This is a genomic window from Enterococcus sp. DA9 (assembly GCF_008000875.1).
Classification (GTDB): domain Bacteria; phylum Bacillota; class Bacilli; order Lactobacillales; family Enterococcaceae; genus Enterococcus_B; species Enterococcus_B lactis.
Genome location: NZ_CP042839.1, coordinates 76,185 through 96,487 on the forward strand (window position 1 = coordinate 76,185; position 20,303 = coordinate 96,487).

Sequence of the window (20,303 nt, forward strand, 5' to 3'; positions counted from 1 at the left end):
ATCAAAATAAAAAGCACATCAATTAAGATGCGCTTTCTTCTTTGCTAATAATTTTATCTGCTTCTTCGTCTGTAATGCATAGTGGAACGAATAGTCGAACTTGATCGTCAGTAAAACAGCCCCAATCATACATCATTTTCACATCGCTAAAACTAAACATACTACTCACCTCCAATTAACAAACCTACTAGCCATTCCCAACTCATGCACTGTAATCCCTCTTAAGTGACACCCTAAAGCATCCTAGAAGTCACTAGGTCGCTTGTTGGAAACTTTCTGTAGATCTTGTTTTAATTTCCTATTTACCATTTCTCACTCTCATTTTCTCAATATAAAAAGGCAGCCGATTTCTCGGCTACCTTCGTTTCTTAATTTTTATTTACCGCGCAGTTTGTTCCTACTATGACTTGAGTTTGGGTTTAAATAAAAGAAAACAAATTGAAAAACCGACAATATAAGCAATCGATGACAACATATCTCCTCTCATTACAAAAAAAGTGAATCCGATAAAAAATGGATATATTATTTTTATAGAAGGTTTATTACCTTCCCAATACTGTTTATCTAGCCACGAAAACAACTTTGATATACAGATCGCAAATCCTATTACACCTATTATTCCGAAATTAATCAGAGCTTCTGCGGGTAAAGGACTAGACACATTATAAAATGGAAGTTGAATACCTTCTGCGACTAAATATCCGCTTCCAATCGATTTAGATTCCCAAATACTTCGCGGAACAAAGAATAACATAACAGTAAGTAATTGTTTTCCCATTGTGATTCCGTAATGATCAATATAAAACATAGTATGGGCAATTTGTGAAAAAGCATCGTAATCACCTGAAGTTAAGTTTGAGCCCAACGAAAATGAAATACCAGAAAGAAATTCGCCTAAAGTTTCAACTCGTCTAGCACCACCTAAAATAGGGAATATAACATTTAAACCGAATATTAATAAGAAAACTACCAAATTCCTAGACTTTATATTGAAGAAAGTTAAAAACAAGCCCAGATATATTGCTGCTGCCCAATATCTTGCAGTAGCGGACGGAAAATTCGTTAAAAGTGTTATACCAATAGCTATTAATAATACTATCTTAAGAATTGGTCCTTTATTTGATCTCATTTTTAAAGCGATTAAAGTTAATAATAAAACCGGTATCGACCTAAGAGTAACAGTAATAACTGTTCTAAAAGATGAGTTATCAACAAGGTTTGTCATATTACTTCCCCTTGTGAACAAGCCAGAAAAGCCATATAGATAAATAAAATACAACATTACCAAGAAAGATAGTATAAAAACAAAATTAATCTTTGCGTAACTTACAAAAGTTTTGTCCGATTTTGTTTTGGTAATTACTTGGTTTGGGCTTTTCACCTTAGTTGCTAAAATCCACAAAAATTGCCAAACTAAGATAACCAAATTAGCTTTCAATAAATATTCACTATTAGAAGTTAAAAATCCCCACGGAAAAGTGTTTTCCCAATATTGTACGGCAGATGCAATAAAAAAGAATATAAATTGGAATACCCAATGTATCAAATGCAAAGAGTATGGGGCTTTTCTGGTTTCGTATACGATCATAAACCACGAAACAACACCAATTAATAAATTCGTGAGAATAAAACCATAATTAAGTGTGGTTAGGTACTGGTTACTAATGAATGAAGGTAATATTAAGATCATTGCAGTTACAATTAAAAGCGACCCTAATACTCCCTGTCTAATTATTGCTCCAACTCTCTTTTGGGTGTAATTGTTAATCATTATATATATCTCCTATCAAATTACTAATACTAAAATACCATACATTTATAGAAATATATATATCCTATATTAGATTAACCTGTAAATTTCCCCCTGAACATTACCCCCCTAAAACTCCATTAATAGCGTTGTTAGCTCTTAATGCCGTTCCACTTGCATCTTGAATACCTGTACTCACTCCATCAATTACATTACCAATAATAACAGCCTTAGCTTGACCGCTTAATGCCCAAATTCCATGCGTTTGTCTTTCTCCGCTATCTTGAGAGATAATGTTTGATTGAACACTAACACCACTTCCACCACCAAGACACAATCCAGCTAAATAAGTTGTTCTACTTTCATCTTTGCAATTATTTAATAATTTATTATTATGGATCATTAGCTTAAAAGTATTGTGTATGGAGTATATTCCGTTATACCCGTTTTCTAAACATTCGTTGCTCGTAATTGAACCCGAAGGGCAATAAATAGCGCTGATACCCCTAGCCCCGTTTTTATTACATTTGTTAGAGATTATGTTTATATTCTCGACCGATATAGAATTTGATCCTCCAGCCGCTCTTATTCCATCTCCTGCATTTCGCAAACAAGAATTACCCTGTATTAAGTTATTATTTTTTATCGAAGAGACGGTCGCCCACATGATTATTCCATCACCTTCATTATCCAAACAAAAATTATTTAAAATTGAGAGGTCGGTTCCTCTAGATCTTATACCTGAGCCAAAGCTACCTAAATTATTATAAGAGTGATTGCCTTCGATTAATGCGTTGAAACCAGAGAAAACGATACCGCCTCTTATGCTTTCGTCCGGAGAGCCTACAGGAGAAGCGTTATAGCCATTACCTCTGCATTGGTTATTAGTAATAACGGTTTTACCGTCCAATACAGTACTCGGATCGAAAGCGGTGTATATCCCTACCCATCCGTTGTTATGACACCTATTATCTCTAATATTAATTCCTATAGGTGTGCCCGAGTGATAACCTACGATAATTCCATGTCGTTGATGATTATGGCACTTATTATTCTCAACCCATACATTAGTGAGGTCTCTAAAGAATACACCAATTCCCATATCGTTATCAGAAAGACATTCATTATTTATAATGCGAACATCCTCTGCTCTATCGTAAATCTGAATATCGAAGTTTTCTTGGCTTGCATATGGATTATTATTTAGATAACAATCATAAATCCTTACTCTTTTTGTATTCGAGAGTAAATAAATACCGCCACCACCTAAGTATTCAAAGGAACATCTTTCAATAGTTACACCTGTAGTACCCCTTCCGTAAACACCGTAACTAGGTGTCCCACTAGCGCTGACAATGCCAGTGCCTTCAAAAGACAAATCATAAATTCTAATATTAACGGCATTGTCATTAATCCTAAAAATGTGAGCATTTTGGTTTGTTGTTTTAATTTTGGATTTAGCTCTAGTAATACCGGTAATCTGTATATTGGAAGGAATATTAATTAAACCATCTATCAAGAAAATTCCGTCAGGAACAACCAGTGTACCTCCACCCAATCCATTTAAAAAATCAACAGCGCTTTGAATAGCTTGAGTGTTAGTTGTACTGTTATCACCTTTTGCTCCAAATTGTTCAATATTAACTCCTCGTTGCTCTAAATCCTGAGCAGTTTGTGCCAACTGTGCATCAACAAATGTCTTATCTGCTTTGCTATTTTTAAGTGTATCGATATCTGTACGGAATTTATTTGCGCCAGAAAGAACCTTGTCGATTTCCCGATTGGCTTGATCAATACGACCTTCAAGTATAGTTAGATCATTTTGCGCTGAACTAACATTTTCAGAAACAACCTCAACCTTTGCTAGTGCCTCATTCACTGCATCCGTTGCTTCTTGTTTGACTCCATCAAGCAATTGCTTGAAGTCTTCAATGAAGTAGTCAGCTTTATCTTGCGCTAGTCCGTCGATTTCTGAACGTTTCATACGGAATGTAAAACCGATGTTATCGCTCGTTGTGCCGTCGGGATACTCGATGTAAACATAAGTTTCCACGACGCCGTTATAGGCTTTCAGCGCTTCTGGTAGGATGTATTTTACATGACCGTTTAGAAAACTCTCTGTAATGAGGTTTTTCGTGATAAAAGGGATTGGCTCTTTCGTGATCATTCCATCTACTTCATCATAAATAAACATCAACAAGCGCAAGTTAGCTCCTAGCAAGTCCGCCGGTGTGCCGTTCTGTTGTTCGACGTTGAACTCTAACGCTATTTGATTATCGTATGATTTAAATACAAGCCCCGTTGCTTGCAAATCGTAGTCTTTCGGCTGTGTAGGTACTTTGATAGAGCCTTTTTTGATGACATGCGCCATTATTTCACACCTTCAATCTTAGTTATTTTCACGTCGTTGCTCATTGCGGGATTGGAAACATTGCCGGATGAAATATCTAAAGCTCTGCCGTTTGACATCGTTATCTTTCGCGCTTCGATTGTCAGTTCAAACTCGATCAACGTCATTCCTGCACTCTCGTTCCATAAATTAGCTTTTGTAATCCGCGCGTATCTTTGACGTTTTACTTCTTCCCCAAAGTCGCCGTTGCCGTCTGTATAGTGGATACGGAGCGTTTGGTAACGGAAAGTATCGTCTGGTAGATTGACTGATTGCCCTTTTCTTAATTCTCCCTCAAAAAGAACAGAAGTAGTGTAAACGCGCCGCCAACCTAGCGAATTATAACCTTCTACCGGGTCGCTGTTATGTGTCATTTTGATGTAAATTTCGCCGCTATAACGAGCAAAAGCAACGATTAATTTTCTCAAATCGTGATCCGCGAATACCATCATTTCGACGTAACTGTTATCTTCGATTTCGCCGGGGTTGTCTGCGCCCCATCCGGCTTTGGTTGCGTATTTGCCGGGCGGAATGTCTAAAATGTTCGGATATTTTTGTGGTAGCTTATAATCGCGTAACCAACGCCCACGCGCTTGCATAACTGTTTCCGGTGTAGCAAAGCCCGCGTTGCTTTCAGTAGCTAGGACGTGCGCGTCGTGATCCGAACCGTCGTAATGGATAGCCGCTTGACGCAATAACCATTTTACAGCCTCTTCATAACTCATTTCTTCAAAAATATTTGGTTTGCTTTGAAAATCTAACATTTAATTGTTCACCGCCTTAATAGTTATAAGTGAAGTCTTTCGCGCGTCCTACGCCTTTACTTGTCACTTTTCTCGTTGCTGTGTCAACTTCTATTTTGTAAAACGCTAATTCGTCCGGCGTGTCTACTTGGCTAGCTGTTTGAGAAAAACCAACGTCGCAAATAATCATTTTTACTGTTCCGAACATATCTTCGAGGTGTTGGTGCCAATGTCCGCAGAAATAACCTACCACAACGCCCGCGCCTTTTGTGTTCATAGTGAAGGTCTTCGATCCACCGAACGAACCGTCATTCGGTTGCCCTAAGTCGGCCCAATTAATAGTTACTGGGCTTCCAGATTTAAAGCCTTCTACCAACGCGCTAATCATGTTGATATTACGAACATTAGCACTAGCTAAACGTAAAGGTGTATGTCCTACTAATACCACATGATAGTTTCTCGGAACGTTCATCAACCATTCTCCGAAGGCGTTGATTTGTTTAGCGCTGAAAACTCCCGGCGTTTCATTGCTGTAACCGTCCACGTACTTGTCGCCTGTGCCGCCTTCGTAAAAATCGCAAGTATCAAAACGGTAAATTGCTACATTTTTATTTGGGAATAATGTACCTCCGTATAGGCCGTTCCAATACTCTTCAAAGTCGGCGTTACATAACATCCCTTTTCGTTTGAGCCACGTAGGTTCAAAGCAAGCGTCATGGTTCCCTTTACAGATAACGACCGGTTTCTCTTGTCCTGCTACTGCTGCGTTAGTGAAGCGTTTGAGCGTGCCTAACATAGAATGTCGCGCGCTCCATTCGTCAATAATGCCTGTGTCGTTACCGAGTGAACCAAGCCCGCCGTCAATATTGTCTCCACCATAGATCATCACATCTGTCTTGTTCCCTAACTTTTGAAATTGAGGGATTGCGCGCCAATGTCTTAGATAGTAAGCGTCTTTGTAGCCGACACCATCTATACGCAAGTTGTGATTATCTACGTGAATGTCTGTAATGAAAGAAAAGTTAAATTTACTGTTATTAACACTGTTGACAACCGTATTCAAATTGCGCGGCACTAGGTCAACGTATTTCATCGCGTCGTAATCAAAAAAGCGTGTTGTTTCTCTAATTTGTGAGCTGCCGACTGGCACTTGGTATTTTTTGTTTAAACGATCAGCTAATGATTCGTAGTCGCCTTTAGCTTCATTCAAAATGTTGATGATCGTACCACCTGGATCGATGTTTTCCAGTATTTCACGATTATCTTCTAACCACTGCTCCCAGTCACTCTTTCCTTGATTCATATAATCTTTGAATTTTCTTAGTAAATCTTCAAAAGTCCAAACATAGCCAGAATCACGTAATCGACTTCTTGATATTCCAGAAATGACTCGATAGGTAAAATCTTGCGTGCTAAATTGTTCACTCCAAGTTCCATCGCCATTGAGTGATCGGAAGCTGAAATGGGCGGTGTTTTCACCACCCCATTGCCAGTCAGGCTCGCTTAACGTGTAAACAAGCCTTGCCTGTGCTGGACTGTATTCCTGTACTTTTTGTTCAACAGGTTGGTTTTCGCCAAATTTTGTTGTATTAATAAAAAATGGCACTAAGCCATCGAATGTTTTTAGTTTGCCATGTTCCACCACTTCAACAACGAACTTTTGGGTTAAAACATCCCCTTGCCGAATTCGAACCAAATTTATTCCGTTGTTTGGTTCGGTGGTGGATAGGACCATTTTATGCTGCGTTTCTGCCACGACTATCCCTCCTTTAGAAATCGATGTAGTCTCTTGCATTGTGAAAATGCGCTGCCGATGATGGATAAAACTCATCCATAAATTGAAAATGTAAATGTTCTCCTGTTGACGGTCCAGTAGTGCCCATCAGTCCAATTTGCTGACCAGCAGTTACCTTCTGACCTTTTGAGACGTCTACTCGGCTTTGATGTGCGTAGCCTGTATACATTCCATCAGCGTGTTTAATCACTGTCCAATTTCCATACCAGTCAAAGTAATTTGCATCACCTGCAACAATCACTTCGCCATCTGCTGATGCAAAAATAGGTGTATTAGGATTTCCATTTACAAGGTCAATACCGTTATGAAATTCTTGTGCGCCTGTAATTGGAGAAGTGCGCCAGCCAAATTCACTCGTCACTCTGATTGGATCTGCAATTGGTTTTATATATCCTTTTGATGCAGGAATTTCCAAATCTTTGAATTTGTCGTACCATTCTTGTGCCCATGTCGTCCGTTCTGGATGTGGATCACGTGGACGTTCAAAGTTAGCCACGAATGCTTGTGCTGCTGTGTTGATATCGGTTAGATTCATGAATTGTGTCCATGTGTAAGGATAAGCGCTAGTAACAAGCCATTGACCGTTCGGTGCATGCCACATCAACAATTTGAACTGCGCCGTGATCGTGTCTGGATCATCACTGATGCCAGCCTTTGTCATTAAGTTGAGCATATAGACACGTCCGCTAGTTGCACCTGTGGAATCCGTCCATTGCCATATACCATATCCGAACCCTGGTGCGCCATTGCCCTCATCAGCGGTTGGATTAGCATCTGATTCTCCTTGAGCATTTCCAAGTAAGGCTGCAGCAGCTTGTTTAGTAAAGCCAGCACCTATTGCCATTGCCCAAATCTGCCAATAACGTTTATCCCGATCAGTAGTTACTTCTGGTGGATATTGTCCATTCCAACCGTTATCGTTTCCTCCAGTATTGTCTCCTCCATTATTGTCTCCACCGTTTGTATCGATTTTAACGCCGTTCACATATAATTCTTTGACATCTAGACGGCCATCTATGGTTATATTTCCTTCTGAAAATTTACCATCACCGTAAAGATTATATTTGCGCTTATCAGCAGTAACGTCTGCTGGAATTTGAAAAATAGGATTCCCTCGATCGCCGCCGTCCCCAGCGTTAATGGAAAAAATATAGTTTGGTTCTTTCCATACAGCAAACCCATTTATTTTTCCGCCTCCATAAGTTGCTACGATGGATCCAAGCGATTCTCCGTGAACATCGTCAAGCCCAGTTGAAATGACCTTTTTTTCAAAAGAAAGTTGTCCTCCTTCTGCCACTAATTGGAAATCTTTATCATCCAATGTCTTTAAAGCTACCCCTTGCACGAGAATACCTGAAAGAATTCCTGCTTTAATAAAATTAGCATTGAAAGTTCCATCCAACGTCCACGCAGTCGTGCTATCGCCATTGTGTACATCTTGGATTGTTTGCCATTCACCTTTTTTACACTGTTTGAAAGATATTCCTGAGTTATTTTGGACCATAAAAAAGCGCGATCTAGGAATGTTAGGTCCATCCATGTAAACAGTTTCATAGATTTCTCTACTATCACTAACACCAGCTTCAATTCCATTTACCCAATAAATAGAACCGCCATTATCTCCTGCGCCTCGCATAATGTCATCTTGGTATTTTCCAATCTCTGTCGATTCGTAAAATGTCATTTTGCTAGATTCTAAACTATTAATATTATTGACAATAGAAGCCGTTTGTTTTCTAACGTCTTGTGTTAAATTATCTCCTAGTTCGATATGGGTTTGACCGGTAAGCCGATTGAATGTAGTTTTATAAATACGAGTTTTATAGTGATAACCTTTATCGTATCTGTGAATAGTCACTGTATTTCCTATCACATCTCCTCCAGTGACTTCAGCTTTGAATTGTACTAACGGTCTAGCAGAATCGATTAAGGTTGAATAAGTATTTTTAAGTAATTCTGTTGGATCATCTATATCATCAAACACTACTACGGTTTCTCGTTTTCTCATTGATCCATCTTTTTGTGGTATCCCATACTTTTGAGTTGCTTCCGGATCTTCAAGCCAATTTTGACCTTTAGGCTTATCTAAAGGATCACCATTCGACTTTTTCCATTCAACATCAGTGAATTCAATTCTTCTACCGTATCCGTCGCCGACCTCTTCGCCTCGCCCACGACCTATCATTGAAGTTGAGATTGAGCTTCTATCTATCTCTCTTACAACTGTTAATGCTTTACTACCATATACAAAACGTGTATTCGATTCTTCACCAATTTGTTCATATACTTCGATCCATTTATCCTTTATTCCATCAGAATTCAAAGAACACCTAAAGACAAATTCCATGCCTAAGGTTTGCAATTCTTTCAACGCTTCTTTTACAGAGACATAGTAAAAAGTTGCAGTTACTGCTGGTAACATTGCTTCTACGTGACCAACGCGCCAATTTCCTTCAGTAAATTCAATCAATCGATCAAGGACATTTTTTAAGGGCTGCCCACTCGGTCTAATATCTTTGATGATGTAAGCATCTAATTCATTTGTTGCAAATCCTAACCCTGTAAACTCTAATGTTTCAGATGGGTCGCTAACTTTAGTAATTCGATACAACGAAAAAGACGACTCGTTTTCACGAATCGCCATATATCTTGCATCCTCTATTTCTTTATCATATTTTGTCGTAACGTATAGAGTATCTTTCATTAGATCGCTCTTATCAGAACTAATTTCTTTTTCTTGGGAGACTTCAATCAAACTTCTTGTATTTTTCCTTTTAATAAGTTTTTGCAAGTGATCAAAGAAATAAACTGTCTCACTCAAATTGTCGCCCCCCTATAGAATATTTTAAGCTTCCCATTATTGCTAGTTATCTTCTGACCTTGCTTAAGATAAAAGTTCTCAAAATCACTTTCTAAATCAATCATAGAAGTACAATCTTCTCCGTTTACAGTTACCTGCTCATCGGAAAAATCAAAAACCAACACGTCTCCTGTTTTTATTGCCGCATCAGTTATCGTGATATTTTGTTCTCCGTTTGTAATTTTGATTGAATTATTCATGGATAAAGTAACTTCAATTTTTCTTGGTGTTATAGGAAACTGTATCGGATTTCCAATATAGCCATCACTAACACATTCTTTCGTATACTTTAGTGGATCCGCACAGAATACATTAAAACTCGAAATAATCGAGTTGGATTCTCCTGGAACAGTATCAGTTGATGTATAGCGACCGTAGTAATAATAATCTAATTCATCATGAAACCTAATTTCCACGTCTTCATTCCGGTATAAATAATTCAACAGTTCTTTGAATTTAAACTGTAGTTTTTCTGGATCTCTATCTTCCAGTTTATATGTTATTTTTAGTGTTCTTGAAGGTATTTTCTGATTTGTAATGATTGAACCAATTTGTATCTCTTGCTGTTCAACTTCTACAGAAAGCATTTCTCTACCTTCAACCGTGAGTGTTTGATACCCCTCAATCAAATCTTCTAAATACATTCCATCGTACATCATGGCAGACGTTGGAAGGAATCTTTTAGAACTATTGAGATTAATAGTTGTGTCTTTGAATGAGTACATTTTATTTTCTCGCTGATCCAAAATATTCCCTCCTAAAATTCTAGATTAATGTCTGCACCTTCGCCCATAGCTTGTGAAATATCGTCCACAAACAATCTAAACGATTGTCTTCCAAGATTGAATTTAAATACAGCTGGTTTAGTAGAGCCACCCATATTTATTTTATGTTCAACTTGTGCATCAATGTTTTTATTTGCATTTTTCAAATTTGCAGCTATATCTACATCAGAATTTGCATTGAAAAGTTCCGCGATAAAGTCTGCCATACTTCCAACAGTATTCTGTACATCATTGAATCCTCCTGTCAGTCCTTTATTCAGACCGTTCATAATAGCCTGACCAGCTGGAATCAATAGCTTTCTATCGTATTGGATAGGTCCTTTATGTTCACGAATCCAATCACCAATACCTCCAACAAAATCTTGCACAGATTTCCATGCATTTTGTAACCCTTCTAGAAAACTATCCATGATGGCTTTTCCGGCTGCTAATAAGTCGATATTTTTCAAGTTATCAAACCAGCCAGTTACTCTATCCACCGTATCACTAACAGCATTTACTAAATTATCCCACACTTCTTGAGCGCCACTTACTAAATTGTTGAAAGTATCTATAGTACCTTGTTTTAGGTTTTCCCATCCCTGAATAATGTTATCCTTAGTTCCAATAACTAGATTAATAAACCAAGCTTTGAAAGAATTCCATAAATCTTTCGCTCCTTGAATCATATTATTAAACAGATCGATTGTCCCTTGTTTTAGGTTATTCCATCCCTGTTTAATACTATTTACAATATTGTTAGTTGTCTCTTTGATCCATGTAGTAAAAGAATTCCACACATCTTTGATGGTAGAAGTTAACACATTCCAGATATTTATCACAGTATCCTTTAAGGCTGTGTAATAAGCAACAACTATATCTACAAACGTCGTGATAATGTTTTGGATATTTGTAGTTAATGTAGTCCACAGCATCGAAGCATCTTCTTTTAACTGATTAAAATTGCCTGTTATCAAATCAATCAAAAGCAGAATTGGACCCATTACAGCAGTTTTTATAATTTCCCATGCAGAGCCTGCGATTGATCCAATTTGAGACCATAGGTTCGTAAAGAAATCAATCATTGGCTGAAAAACATTTTTTATGGCAATAACATACGGTGCTAGAATGTTTACAATTCCTTCCCAAGCGGAACTGGCAGCTTCTTTGATGCCATCCCATATACTCGAAAAGAACTCTTTTGTTTCAGTCCATTTATTCTTGATCCAATCTGCCGCTTTCCCAGGGGCTTCTTGAATTGTAGTCCAAACATTGTCTGCGCCTTCTTTAATGGACTTCCATAAATTGTTAAACCATTCTCCTGTAGATTTCCATGCATTCTGAATCCATTCTACTGCCGAGCTTACAGCAGACTTGATTCCCTCCCATAAGCCAATCCAAAAGTTTCTAAAATCTTCACTCGTATTCCAAAGATAGATGAAACCTACAACAAGTAGTGCTACCGCAGCTATAACCAATCCGACTGGACTGGTAAGAAAACCTATGGCGGAACCTAATTTCTTGAACAAAGAGATTCCGTTACCTAATACACCTAACCCCACTTTCATGGTTTGAAACGCTTTAACCAGCATTCCTAATGCATACAATACTGGCCCAATTGCAATAGCGATTGCTCCTATGGCCACTACTAATTTTTGAGTTGATTCTGGAGCACTTACAAATTTCTCCACCAAACCAGAAATGGCATCTGCTACTTTTTTGATCGTTGGAGCTAGAATCTTTTGAATTACAATAGCTGCTGACTCAAAAGCTCCAAACATTTGCTCGATGGAAGAATTCATATTATCCTGCATGGTTCGAGCCATATTATCAGCTGCACCATCAGAATCTTTCAGCGATTTAGTTAATTTACCTAATGAGTCAGGTCCCTTATCAATCAAGGCCATCATCCCTGATAATGATTCTTGCCCATATAGTGTTACCAAAGCATTTTGTTGTTGTTCAGGCGTCAGGCCTTCAAAAGCTTTTTAAGTAATTCTACTTGAGTTTTTAAAGGTTTCATTTTACCGTCAGCATCATAAAACGAAACACCTAAATTATCCATTGTATCTTGCATAGCCTTTGTTGGCCTTGCTAACCTAGACAATGCTCCTCGCAACGTTGTACCTGCTTGAGAACCCTTAATGCCTGCGTCACTCATAATACCAATAGCTGCTGCAGTTTCTTCCAAAGAAATACCCATTGAATTGGCTACAGGAGCAACATACTTCAATGCCTCTCCCATGTCTCCAACTTCAGCATTGGTATCCGCAGCAGCACGAGCAAATACATCAGCGACATGTCCTGCTTCACTTGCTTCTAAACCAAATCCTCTCAAAGCAGTAGCAGTATTTTCAGAAGCTAGAGCCACATCCCCTCCAGATACAGCTGCTAAGTCTAAAAGACCCGGCATTGCTTTCATGATTTCTTGTGCGCTAAATCCAGCAGAAGCTAAGTTTTCCATTCCAGCAGCTGATTCTTTTGCGCTAAAAGCAGTTTTTGCTCCTAGATCAATCGCTTGCTGTTTCATCTGTTCGAATGTGTCGCCAGTTGCTCCCGATATAGCTTTTACACGACTCATTTGTGCTTCAAAGTCACCACCAACTTTAGCAGCTGCTACGCCTACTCCTATAAGAGGTGTGGTAATATACTTTGTCATTGCGGCACCAGTACCTTGCATCACTTTACCAACAGCGGTTGTCATACTATTTGAATTATTTTCAAAAGTTTTAACAGCATCTTGTGCATCTTTAAAAGTCTTTACAAATCCACTATCTGTGGCTTTTAATAAGGCTTCAACAGAAAATTGTTCCATGATTTTCCTCCTTTCCTCAAGAGTTAGCTTTAGTTAGTAAGCTTTGGAATTTTTTATCTTGTTTTGAAAGTTCGGAAACTCCCATGATTGAATCTTCGATTTTTTGATAATTAAAGAATTCTTCAAAGGATCGATATACAGGAACTGTCTTTTTGCCTACTTTTTTCTCCGCTTGGACTTGCTGATTTGCCCACGCTAATTCGTGAATCAACTTTTCTTTGTCAAGCCAAGATAACTGGGCTGCAGTCATACGAATGTTGTATTCATATAACGTCATTCTTTCGATATCTGAGATATTGGTCATTCCCAAATATCGAAAAGAATTGATAAGAATTTGTTCGTATGCCAGTGCAGAATCTATTCCGCTTGTTGTTTTTCCGCTTCTTTCAATTTCTGATTCAGGTTTCGGACCGCTAACTTTCCCGCGTTCGACTCCGCCAATTCTTTTAGGACTTCATCAAACAATTTTTCGATGTCTTTAACTTCATCGATGTAATCATCCATTTCATCCAACGTAATAGTTTCTTCTTCTGTTCTATTTGCTATTTCTAAGACTCGTGACAACGTGTTGACATTATAAGAACGTAATTCCGGTAAGACTTTTGCTGAGAGTCCCATTCCGAATTCCATATTTCCATCGATGAAAGGCATCACTTTGTCTAATTCACGTACAAATTTAGTGCCAAATTTAAACGAATATTCTTTACCTTTAATTTTTAATTTCAATGTTTTTCATCCTCCTAAAATAAAAAAGAGAGCATCTAAGCCCTCTTATGCTCCTGTCGAAGTTGCTTTCACGGTATCTTTGAATGTATATTGAACGACAGCAGCTTGATCTTCTGTCAAGGTTGCATAACCATCTTGACCAACACCATTTACTGCAAATGATAAACTTAATTCAACGTTATCCTCTGCAGCAGCCGATGGAGTAAATTCAGACACATATGCTTGGTAATAAGTAGCTTTGTACTTATTTGCATTATCATCTGTTCCCTGTTCTGCTTTGTTGATTTCCCAAATTTCAATGATATCGCCATTTAATAAGGCTTGTTTCATTTCATCTACATGAGAATCTCCTTTAGCAACTATTGAAGTAGCCGAAAAATCATATTCAACCGGGCTTAAACTTTGAACGTTTCCGTCTTTTGTCACTGTAGAGTCTGAATCTCTTGATAATCCATTTTCATGTTCTGTTTGAAATGCCATTTTCCAAGCAGCTTCCTGAGTTTCTTTTTTCAATAAGCGATAAAGCAAAATGACATCAATACCTTTTAATGCTTCCATGTTCTTCCTCCTATCTAATTCTAAATTCAAGTGTGACAACCGCTCGTTTTAGGGGCGTATTGGTTGTTGTGTCGTCCATCACTTGAATTCCACTTGCTTGATAATTTAAAGCCCAATAATAGCCTTCTGTGGCTTCTATCAATCTAGCTTCATTAAAAAGAGCAGATGCCATATTTGACACCTGCTTTCGTTTCTTCTGTAATCCCCAGACGGATAAAACTACAATTACAGACCCTTTAATGTCAGTTTTATTTACTTCATGGATGGTCTGAGTGTTCTCAAATTCCACAAAAGGATAACCAACATTATCTAAAGGCTTGTAATCATATGTTTTGTATCCTAGTTTTTCTTGGGATATTTTAAAAAGTTCATCAAAAATTGATTGATCTCTTGTCTTAATCATCATTTCACCAAGGCTTTCATTTCAGCCATAAATTTGACTTTTTGGTAATTAAACGCTGGTCTAACATAAGGCTGTGCCGACATAAATCGAGTGCCATATTCTACATAAGGTGCATAATCTGCTGTCGGTCCTGCAATCCCAGTTAAGCCAGCTTCTGACAAGGTCATGTTGATTGATCTTCGTAAATAACCTGTATCCACTGGCGCACCTTTTTGCATTCGTTCAGTCATTTCAGCAGTATTGCTTTTCACGACTTTTTGAACGTCATTAAGCGTTGCTGCTTTTTTCAGATGTCGCATCAGCTGATCGATTCCTTTATATTCAAGTTGTGCCTTCATCAAGAACCACCTCTTGCACAATTAAACTATTTCTATATGCTGGATTTCTAGCTGTTGTTTGTTGCCAAGTCTTTCCTTCAATCTCGATAAAGTCAAATGTAGGGATAGAAAAACATACTAAGATTAGAGGGGAACATCATTGACGAATGATGTTCTCCTCTATTTTCTATTTTTAGATTATAGTGAAGAGTGAAAGAAAGTTCGAACAAAGCCTTGAGGACTACGAGTCCCTATCAAAAACCGAACTTCTTTACTGTCATTTTAGAATCAGGTTTACGTATGTTGGGGCCATGAGCCCGTGTATAGGAAATTGGAATCGAAATGAAGCAGTAAAGTTCTTTCAAAACTTAAAAAGGAGGAAAACAAATGCCTTACATTCTTGCATTAGATGTTTCAATGGGACACAGCTACAGTGTCCTATACAAAGACGACACCTGCTTATTTGAAGACGAGATTGAACACACTCAAAGAGGATTTCATGCATTACTCGAAGAGATCCAGCACTTGCCTGAACGTCCATTGATTGTTTTTGAAGCAACGGGGATTTATTCCAGACCAGTCGAAAAGTTCTTTCAAGATCATCACTTTTCTTACTGTTTGTTAAACCCGTTAGAAGCGAAAAAACAGATGGAAGAAAGCACCTTACGCAGTTGGAAAACAGATAAATCGGATGCCCATCGGCTCGCACAGACTCATCTTAAAAGTCAACGTCAGCCAAAAGAAGTACAAAGCAATTTTTACTTAGAGATGCGCGATTTAGCCCGTTTTTATCAAGAAATTGAGAAGAAAATCACTCGTCTGCGCATGGATTTACACAACTGTCTTCAGTTGACTTTTCCAGAGCTTGAACAGTTCTTTTCAAACAGGCTGACCCCTTACGCATTGACATTGATCCGTCTTTTTCCCCATCCAGATTTTGTATTGGCATCTACTCGGACAAAAATAAAAAATAAACTGATCAACGAAACACGGAAAAAAATCTCCGCGAATCGTGCCGAGCAAAAGGCAGATCAAATCATCCACTATGCACAGTGTGCCTATCCAGCTGTTGAAAAAGACAGTATCCAATGTCAAAAAACAATCTATTACGCCGAACTTCTCCAAGATTTACTCGAACAAAAAGAAGCACTGGCGACACAAATGATCAAAAAAGCCGAAGGCTCTCCTTGCTTTTTGTTGTACCAAACGTTCCCTGGGATTGGCGCACTCACAGCCGCTTTATTGCTCGGTGAATTAGGAGATATCACACGATTTAAAACCCATAAACAATTGAATGCTTTTGTCGGAATCGACATCCGACGGTATCAATCAGGTAAGTATACTGGCCAAGACCGCATCAATAAGCGTGGTAATCCCAAAGCACGGAAAATTATTTTCTTCACCATTCGAAATATGATTCGCCAGCAACGCGCAGCTCCTAATCATATTGTCGATTATTACTACAAATTAAAAAAGCAACCTATCCCTAAGAAAGAGAAGGTTGCCACAGTTGCTTGTATGAACAAGCTTCTGAAATGTATGCACGCTATGGTTAGGGCACATACAGAGTACGACTATGCGTACGCGGTCTCAGTGGACCATTAACTAAACCACTTACAGTATACCACTTCTTTGCCCAGATCGAAAATTTTTTACGAACGGGGCTTTATTTGGTGTGCCTTGATTTTGTCGCTTTCGTTTACGAGCTATTTTTCTTGCACCTTTTACTTGACTAATCGTAGGAAAGAGGCTGTGTCCTAATGACCTTCGCCCCTTCTTCCACACTACCAAAAATAGTCACACTTCTATCAGTACCAATATCTGTCACGTTTGCCTCTGTTCTTGTTCTTTCTGGTTTGCCTTCAACCCACTCACCGAGATCTGGATCATATTTAGAGTCAGATGAACGTTTAACAAATATAATTTCATCTGTAAATCTCATATAAATTTAAACCTCCCTCGCTTTGGTTTGTACAACTCTTCCTGATCTTTACGCTTAAATTCGTCAATCTCATTTTGATACTCTGAAAAATCCGAATCAGGAAAAGCCATAGATAAACCTTCTTGAGAATATGACTGCATACCTTCTTGACCAATTCTATTGAATCTTTTCAACGATACTTCATATACAACTGTTTCAAATTCTTTAGGAACTTCTTGCGTATTTAACAAGGTTTTCATACGCTCATTCGTTCTTCGCTCAATAACTTCAAGCTTTTCATCTAGTGTTCCTTTAAGAAGTTTTTTAATATCCTCTGCAATCGTCATATTTTTACTTCCTAACCAGCAGGTTGACCTGTCACATTGATTGAAGTAGTGAATTCTCCAGAAGTAAATGTGAATGTTGCTGACCCTTCTGCTGCAATTGTTCCATCAAAACCACCATTTTCATTTTTGGTCACTGTTGCGATAGCTCCATCACTTGAAGTTGCTGTAGTAGCTGCAACAACAGCAGCTGCATCGCTAGCATCTGCAGGCACAGCTGAAATAGTAAATGTTTTAGTATCGCCTACTTTACCGGTCCATGTCTTTTGATTTGGCACAATACCGGTAGCAGGCGTTACGCTTTTGGGGAAATCTTCCCAAATGCTTCATCTTTTACAATCATAAATCCAACATCCATTGTTGCACGCAAAGCAATCAGTTCTTGCTCAAACAAGTTAACTGGGGTTCCATCTTCATTAGTTAAAGTAGACAATTGGGCTTCTTCAGAAATCTTAAATGAAATATTATATGGGATTCCATAAAACATGTAATTAAAGTCTCCAGCGTAAAGAGTTCCTTTATCTAAAGACTTAAGGTCTACTACTGGTAATCCGTCAATTGTATTAGCAGAGCGATCGTAAATAAACTCAACATTTGACCCTACTGTTTGAGCTGCAGAACGTAATTCTGTACGATTTTTTCGGTTTGAAATAAACGCATTAGGTTCAAATTCATTTTCTGCTAATTTGTCTTCTAAGGCTAGGATATTATCATAAGTCAATCCGCCTTCAACCACATTCCCCGCACTAATAACTGATCCGTCTAGTGACTGAGGAAATGGGTTTTCTTTATTTAATAAGGCAGCTGCATCAAATTTTTTATAGAAAGCTTCAGCAATTTTTGGCTGCATCTCCTCAAAGAAATCTGATAATTTATAATTTAAATATTCACGAGAAACCGGAAGAATGACACCGAGTTTTTTTGCAGTCATCGTAGCTTGCATCCATTTAGGTTTAGACGTTTTAATTTTTTCACCTTCACCCACCCAGTATGCGCCTGGTCCTTCTGCAAAGTATTCAAATTTCTTTTCTTTGTCAGTCATTTCTTCGTATTTTGCTAACTGCATGATCTTAGAATTTTCCATAACTTCACTCAAAATGAGCGTATTATATTTATCAGGAATTTTTCCCTCTTTCGTTTCATATACCAAGACATTATCTGGATCCCATGTTTGAGCAAACATTTGCAAGTTCATTGGTAAAAGTTGTTTCTTTTTCATTAAGTTTTCCTCCTATTTGATAATTCGATTTTTAGCAGCTAGTTTAGCCACTGTTTCTTTAGTATTTTTCGATGCTGTAAATTGTCCACCTTCATTTGGTGGTGTTTGTCTTGCGTTTTCTCTCTTAATCAAAGAAGCAAAGTTAGTGATGACTGCTACAGCTTGTTTTGTGGCATCTGCATCATCAGAAACAATCAGACCAAGTAAATCATCATCGTGTGGTAAATTTGCATCTGTCAGCATTTTAGAAGCTTCTTTCGTCATTTCAGATAGTGCCTGTCCACGCTTTAATTCAGCGATTTCAGCTTCTTTTTGTTCCAACTCATGCTGTAGTTTTTCTTCCGCATTCATTTTTGCCAGCTTTTTAGCTTCTTCTTTTTTTGCTTCTAGTTCTTTTTCCCACGCTGCTTTTGCTTTATTCGTCTCAGCAGCGATCATTTTCGCTACTTCATCACGAGAAAATGTTTTGCCAGTATTGTTTTCTTCTTTTGCTTCGGTCGGTGTCTCTTGTGAGCCAGCTGGTAGGTTTCCTTGTTGTCCCTCATCACCAGATCCACCATCTCCTGGTTCAGAAAAAAATTGTAAGTTCATTGGCATAAATAAACGTTTTTTCATGATTAATCCTCCACGGTTACGCCGCTACCCGATAAATTTGACCAGTTACGCCGGTCAGCCGAAAATAGCTTTCTCTTTAACGCCTGTAAGCTGTAAGAAGGCACAATAAAAAGTCGTTAGCGAATTGGCTAGCGGCTCCTATATTTATCGACTATTAACTTTTAGCGATCCACAATGGGATAAGTAGAACATCTATCAAAAGGATGTACCGGCATCATATTTTTGCCAACTTCCATTTCACTTACTAAATATGGACCATCAGCGGCAATGCTTTTACATAATTGACAAGCGTTAGGTTCAGTTACCCATCCATATTTCTCAATATCCGCATCTAGATAACTTTCCTTCTGTACACCACTTTGAATTCTTGTTGTTTCGGTTACCATCAAACGTTGTGCATTAAACTTAGTATTCTCTCGCCCTTCTTTTGTTAGAAACTTACTTAATTCTGGAGCCAACTGCTTAGGGTTACGACCCATTGTCACACTTCGAACAAGTAACTTATCCAAATCGGCTTTCAATTCTGATTGATACATCCAAAGCTGTTCGCTAAATGTTGCAAATCCATCAGCCCTAAATGAGCTATTTATTACATGTTCCACTAATTTCAGATAGCCTTTTTCAGATATTGTCAGTTCAAGTATTCCTGCTTGACGCTTTAGTTCATCCATACCCGCTTTTGTTAATTCATTCGAAAAGTACTTATCCAATTCATTAAACAGTGAAATCAGTTCAAGTCCGATATTAGCTTTTAAGAGCTCTAATCTATTTACACGCATCGTAAGATTGTATAGCTTTAATTCTTGGTTTGCTGTAGGAGAAAAATCTTTCTCTTTAACATACTTCTTTGCTTTGCGAGCGAATGCTTTGACGTCCATTTCACTAGCACGCTTCATCGCTTCGCTACGAGTGATTTTCTGACCATTGGAAAAACTATCCCACTGCGCGTCTATTTCTTTTTGTATCGCATCTTGCGCGTATTGCATGCGACTTTTAATTTCTGCCATGCGCTTTTTATCATCTTTAATTTGTTGCTTTTGCCATTCTTTTTCCCGTTTGATCCAATATTCTTGGGAGTTCATTT

The 20,303-nt window shown here is 38.2% G+C and carries 18 protein-coding genes and 2 pseudogenes; 1 reads left to right on the forward strand and 19 read right to left on the reverse strand.

Features of this window, described 5'->3' with window-relative positions; all coding sequences use genetic code 11:
- Nucleotides 1–22 precede the first annotated feature (22 nt).
- From FTX43_RS01090 to FTX43_RS01150, 13 genes and pseudogenes are all read right to left on the reverse strand, one after another.
- Nucleotides 23–160: an XkdX family protein gene (locus tag FTX43_RS01090; RefSeq protein WP_002290625.1), complete on the reverse strand. Its 138-nt coding sequence runs from the start codon at nt 158–160 to the stop codon at nt 23–25.
- Nucleotides 161–400: 240 nt separating this feature from the next.
- Entirely contained in the window at nt 401–1,771 is a 1,371-nt protein-coding gene (locus FTX43_RS01095; protein WP_002333072.1) for an O-antigen polymerase, read from the reverse strand.
- Nucleotides 1,772–1,871: 100 nt separating this feature from the next.
- Nucleotides 1,872–4,121, reverse strand: a complete 2,250-nt coding sequence (locus FTX43_RS01100) for a right-handed parallel beta-helix repeat-containing protein (protein WP_147606649.1) — start codon at nt 4,119–4,121, stop codon at nt 1,872–1,874.
- Nucleotides 4,121–4,903 carry a hypothetical protein gene (locus FTX43_RS01105; protein WP_147606651.1) on the reverse strand — a complete coding sequence of 261 codons (783 nt, stop codon included), beginning with the start codon at nt 4,901–4,903 and terminating at the stop codon, nt 4,121–4,123. Before FTX43_RS01105 ends, FTX43_RS01100 begins: the two co-directional genes overlap by 1 nt.
- 16 nt (nt 4,904–4,919) lie before the next feature.
- Nucleotides 4,920–6,677, reverse strand: coding sequence for a BppU family phage baseplate upper protein (locus tag FTX43_RS01110; RefSeq protein ID WP_147606652.1), 1,758 nt, complete (start codon nt 6,675–6,677; stop codon nt 4,920–4,922).
- Nucleotides 6,652–9,498 carry a phage tail spike protein gene (locus FTX43_RS01115; protein ID WP_147606654.1) on the reverse strand — a complete coding sequence of 949 codons (2,847 nt, stop codon included), beginning with the start codon at nt 9,496–9,498 and terminating at the stop codon, nt 6,652–6,654. The genes FTX43_RS01110 and FTX43_RS01115 overlap by 26 nt, the downstream gene beginning before the upstream one ends.
- On the reverse strand, nt 9,495–10,283 hold the full coding sequence (locus tag FTX43_RS01120) for a distal tail protein Dit (RefSeq protein ID WP_315970209.1): 789 nt from the start codon (nt 10,281–10,283) through the stop codon (nt 9,495–9,497). Before FTX43_RS01120 ends, FTX43_RS01115 begins: the two co-directional genes overlap by 4 nt.
- 11 nt (nt 10,284–10,294) lie before the next feature.
- Nucleotides 10,295–13,116, reverse strand: a pseudogene (locus tag FTX43_RS01125) (phage tail tape measure protein).
- A gap of 16 nt (nt 13,117–13,132) precedes the next feature.
- Entirely contained in the window at nt 13,133–13,420 is a 288-nt protein-coding gene (locus FTX43_RS01130) for a hypothetical protein (RefSeq protein ID WP_002318903.1), read from the reverse strand.
- Between the two features lie 53 nt (nt 13,421–13,473).
- Nucleotides 13,474–13,842: a tail assembly chaperone gene (locus FTX43_RS01135; protein WP_002293018.1), complete on the reverse strand. Its 369-nt coding sequence runs from the start codon at nt 13,840–13,842 to the stop codon at nt 13,474–13,476.
- A 45-nt stretch (nt 13,843–13,887) separates the two neighbouring features.
- Nucleotides 13,888–14,400 (reverse strand): phage major tail protein, TP901-1 family, encoded by a 513-nt coding sequence (locus FTX43_RS01140; RefSeq protein WP_002293017.1) that lies wholly within the window; start codon nt 14,398–14,400, stop codon nt 13,888–13,890.
- A 10-nt stretch (nt 14,401–14,410) separates the two neighbouring features.
- Nucleotides 14,411–14,803, reverse strand: a complete 393-nt coding sequence (locus tag FTX43_RS01145; RefSeq protein WP_147607131.1) for a phage capsid protein — start codon at nt 14,801–14,803, stop codon at nt 14,411–14,413.
- Nucleotides 14,803–15,141 carry an HK97-gp10 family putative phage morphogenesis protein gene (locus tag FTX43_RS01150; protein WP_010722880.1) on the reverse strand — a complete coding sequence of 113 codons (339 nt, stop codon included), beginning with the start codon at nt 15,139–15,141 and terminating at the stop codon, nt 14,803–14,805. The genes FTX43_RS01145 and FTX43_RS01150 overlap by 1 nt, the downstream gene beginning before the upstream one ends.
- A gap of 366 nt (nt 15,142–15,507) precedes the next feature.
- On the opposite strand from FTX43_RS01150, the gene FTX43_RS01160 reads away from it, so the two are divergent.
- Nucleotides 15,508–16,725, forward strand: coding sequence for an IS110 family transposase (locus FTX43_RS01160; protein WP_073490895.1), 1,218 nt, complete (start codon nt 15,508–15,510; stop codon nt 16,723–16,725).
- Between the two features lie 139 nt (nt 16,726–16,864).
- On the opposite strand, the pseudogene FTX43_RS01165 reads toward FTX43_RS01160, so the two are convergent.
- From FTX43_RS01165 to FTX43_RS01190, 6 genes and pseudogenes are all read right to left on the reverse strand, one after another.
- A pseudogene (locus FTX43_RS01165) lies at nt 16,865–17,062 on the reverse strand (hypothetical protein); the annotation flags it as partial.
- Nucleotides 17,059–17,388 (reverse strand): phage head-tail connector protein, encoded by a 330-nt coding sequence (locus tag FTX43_RS01170; protein WP_010725226.1) that lies wholly within the window; start codon nt 17,386–17,388, stop codon nt 17,059–17,061. The gene FTX43_RS01170 and the pseudogene FTX43_RS01165, both read right to left, overlap by 4 nt.
- An 11-nt stretch (nt 17,389–17,399) precedes the next feature.
- Nucleotides 17,400–17,663: a hypothetical protein gene (locus tag FTX43_RS01175; protein ID WP_010725227.1), complete on the reverse strand. Its 264-nt coding sequence runs from the start codon at nt 17,661–17,663 to the stop codon at nt 17,400–17,402.
- 17 nt (nt 17,664–17,680) lie between these two features.
- The gene (locus FTX43_RS01180) at nt 17,681–18,604 is read right to left on the reverse strand and encodes a phage major capsid protein (RefSeq protein ID WP_002322711.1); all 924 of its coding nucleotides are present in this window, start codon (nt 18,602–18,604) and stop codon (nt 17,681–17,683) included.
- A gap of 12 nt (nt 18,605–18,616) precedes the next feature.
- Nucleotides 18,617–19,219, reverse strand: coding sequence for a DUF4355 domain-containing protein (locus FTX43_RS01185; protein ID WP_002322712.1), 603 nt, complete (start codon nt 19,217–19,219; stop codon nt 18,617–18,619).
- A 161-nt stretch (nt 19,220–19,380) separates the two neighbouring features.
- Nucleotides 19,381–20,301 carry a minor capsid protein gene (locus FTX43_RS01190; protein ID WP_104889530.1) on the reverse strand — a complete coding sequence of 307 codons (921 nt, stop codon included), beginning with the start codon at nt 20,299–20,301 and terminating at the stop codon, nt 19,381–19,383.
- Nucleotides 20,302–20,303 lie beyond the last annotated feature (2 nt).